Genomic DNA, 2,598 nt, shown 5'->3' on the forward strand with positions numbered 1-2,598 from the left:
TCGGAAAGGAAGATGCCGGATATCGACCTATGAGAGCGCTGCTTCTCTTTCAGCTACTCGCCGTTTTTCTCTTCGCGGAGGCGATCCGGCAGTATGACGTGACGATCGATCTGCACGAAGACGGGTCGCTCGGCGTGAAAGAGGTGATCGATTACGACTTCGGCCCGGCGCGCAGACACGGCATCTTCCGCGACATTCCCAAAATGGTGACGGGACGCTACGGGATGCGCTCCATAGGGCTGGGAGATTTCAGCGTAACGCGCGACGGCGTGCCGGAGCCTTTCGAAAAACTCACCGTCGGCGGCGACGCGGGGCCGATGGTGCGGCTGAAGATCGGCAGGGGCGAAACGTTTCTCACCGGCTCCCACCGCTACACCATCGCCTACCGTGTCGCCCACGGCATCCTCTCCGCGCATGACGGCCGCGACGCGATGCGCTGGAACGCCGTGGGAACGGGCTGGGAAGTCCCAATCGACCACGCGCGCGTCACGGTACGCCTCCCCGAAAAACTGCTCTCCCGGCCGATAGAGTGGCGGACCTTCAGCGGACCCTACGGCAGCACGACGACCCGGGCCGTCCTCACAAAAAAGGCGCCGGATCTCTACGAAGCTTCCGTCGATGCGCTCGCTCCCCACGAAGGGCTGACGGTGGAAGCGGCGTTTCCGAAAGGCTCATTGGGGCAGAGCGGCGATTTCGACGAAGGTTTCACGGGATGGATGAAGCGGTGGTGGGCCTGGATCGTCCTGACACTCTTTACTTTGGGTGTCGTACTCTACTGGTACCGGCACGGCAAAGATCCCGCCATCGGATCGATCGCGCCGATGTACGGACCGCCGGAGGGGATCGACGTGCTGAAAGCGGGGCTCTTGATCGACCAGTTCGCGGACAACGAAGACATCGCCGCAGCCATCGTCGACCTGGCGAGACTCGGATATCTGACCATCGAGGAGAGAGCCACCGGCAACCCTCTCGCCGAGATCCCTCTGCTTGGCAAGGTTTTCAAGGGCAAGGAGATCGTCCTGGTCAAAACCGACAAGGATACAAAAGGGCTGCCGCCGGAGTACCGCACCATCCTCAAAAAGATGCTCTTTCCTCACGGAACGCAAGAATTCAGGCTCTTCGAACGCTCCGACGAACGGGCGAAGCGGTTTCGCGAGGGGTTCGAAAAGATCAACGAATCGCTTTATGAGTGGGCCAAAACCGCCGGATACATGCGGGAAAACCCCGAGACGGCGAGAAAAAGCTTCATCGTCAAGGCCTCTTTGGCTTTGGTGCCGTTTCTGCTGCCGGCGGCGTGGCAGACCGGCGAGATGCTGGGAGATTTCTCGCTGCTCTTTCCGCTGCTCTTCGTTTCGGCCTTTTTCGCCGTGGGCGCGGGAATGCTCGTTCTCGGGCACGGCGCGTCGTCGAAGATCACGGCGGTCTTCTTTCTCCTCGTGCCGCTGATCATCGGTTTTTCGGCCGTCGCGGATCTGGGACTGGAAAACGGCATGCTTTCGATTCCCCTGTTCATCCTGCTGCTCGCGATCTTTCCCATACTCTTTTTCGCCCGTCACATGGGAGTCTACACCCCCAAAGGGGCACGGGCCTACCGCCATCTGCTGGGATTCAAAGAGTTCATCGAAAGGGTGAAAGAGGACGAGCTGCGCCGCTTTCTGGAAGAGGATCCCAACTATCTCGACAAAACGCTTCCCTACGCCATGCTCTTCGGCAAAGCGGACCACTGGCTGAAATTCTACGCCCTGACGGCTGCGGGGACGCCTCTGTGGTACGACGGCGACGAAGATACGCTGATGCACCTGGACAGGCCCCTTTCGAGATTCGGCACCATGTCGCAGACCGCCACGAGCAGCGGCGGCGTCTCGGGAGGGGGAGGTTTCTCCGGCGGAGGAGGCGGGGGCGGGGGCGGCGGCTCCTGGTGACGAAACCGCCTTCAAATTTCAGGGGATACTCGGCGGGACGACCTCTTCGCCGAGCAGCGCGTAGCTTTTGCCCACCCTCGCCACGGGCTGAAACTCGATGGTCAGCCGCTCTTTGTCGGTGATGCAGGCGTCGTCGACGAACTGCGCCTTGATCTCCAGAATCAGCGGAACCGTTTTGCTTCCATTCAGATCGATTTCCCGGTAGAGTTCGCAAAAAAAGGCGACGGGCGATCCCTCGACCATCGGCGGGAATCCCTCGACCATCCCTTTCAGCGGTATTTCGAAGCGCTCCGCCTCGCTCTTGCCGTGCGCCATCTCCTTGGAGCTGAAATGCATCATCTCCAGATGCCCGGGAGAGACCATGCAGACCGTGCATTTTCCGGTTTTTCTCAGATTCGCCAGCGTGTCTTTGGGCGATCCGTCGCTTTTGTGGCCTACCGATACGATCATCGTCGGCGGATTCGACGACAATCCGGTGAAGTAGCTGAAAGGCGCCACGTTGACGACGCCGTTCTCTTCGGTCACGATCCAGGCGATGGGACGGGGAATGATGGTCTGCGCCATCAGCTTGTAGTTTTCGATCGAGTCGGTGTCGGAGTAGTCGAACAGCATGTTACCTCTTTGTCTATCTATTGAGCCGTATTCTATCAAAGAATATCGCTTTTTCGTTTCAGAT

General features: G+C 59.5%; 2 protein-coding genes. One reads left to right on the forward strand and one right to left on the reverse strand.

Annotation, left to right across the window (positions count from 1 at the left end):
- On the forward strand, nt 1–1,922 hold a 1,922-nt coding region (locus tag Q1K23_RS09020), incomplete at its 5' end, for a DUF2207 domain-containing protein (protein ID WP_300363985.1).
- An 18-nt stretch (nt 1,923–1,940) separates the two neighbouring features.
- On the opposite strand, the gene Q1K23_RS09025 is transcribed toward Q1K23_RS09020, so the two are convergent.
- On the reverse strand, nt 1,941–2,534 hold the full coding sequence (locus Q1K23_RS09025; RefSeq protein WP_300363986.1) for a flavin reductase family protein: 594 nt from the start codon (nt 2,532–2,534) through the stop codon (nt 1,941–1,943).
- Nucleotides 2,535–2,598: the final 64 nt, after the last annotated feature.

The organism is Hydrogenimonas sp. (genome assembly GCF_029933015.1).
GTDB lineage: Bacteria > Campylobacterota > Campylobacteria > Campylobacterales > Hydrogenimonadaceae > Hydrogenimonas.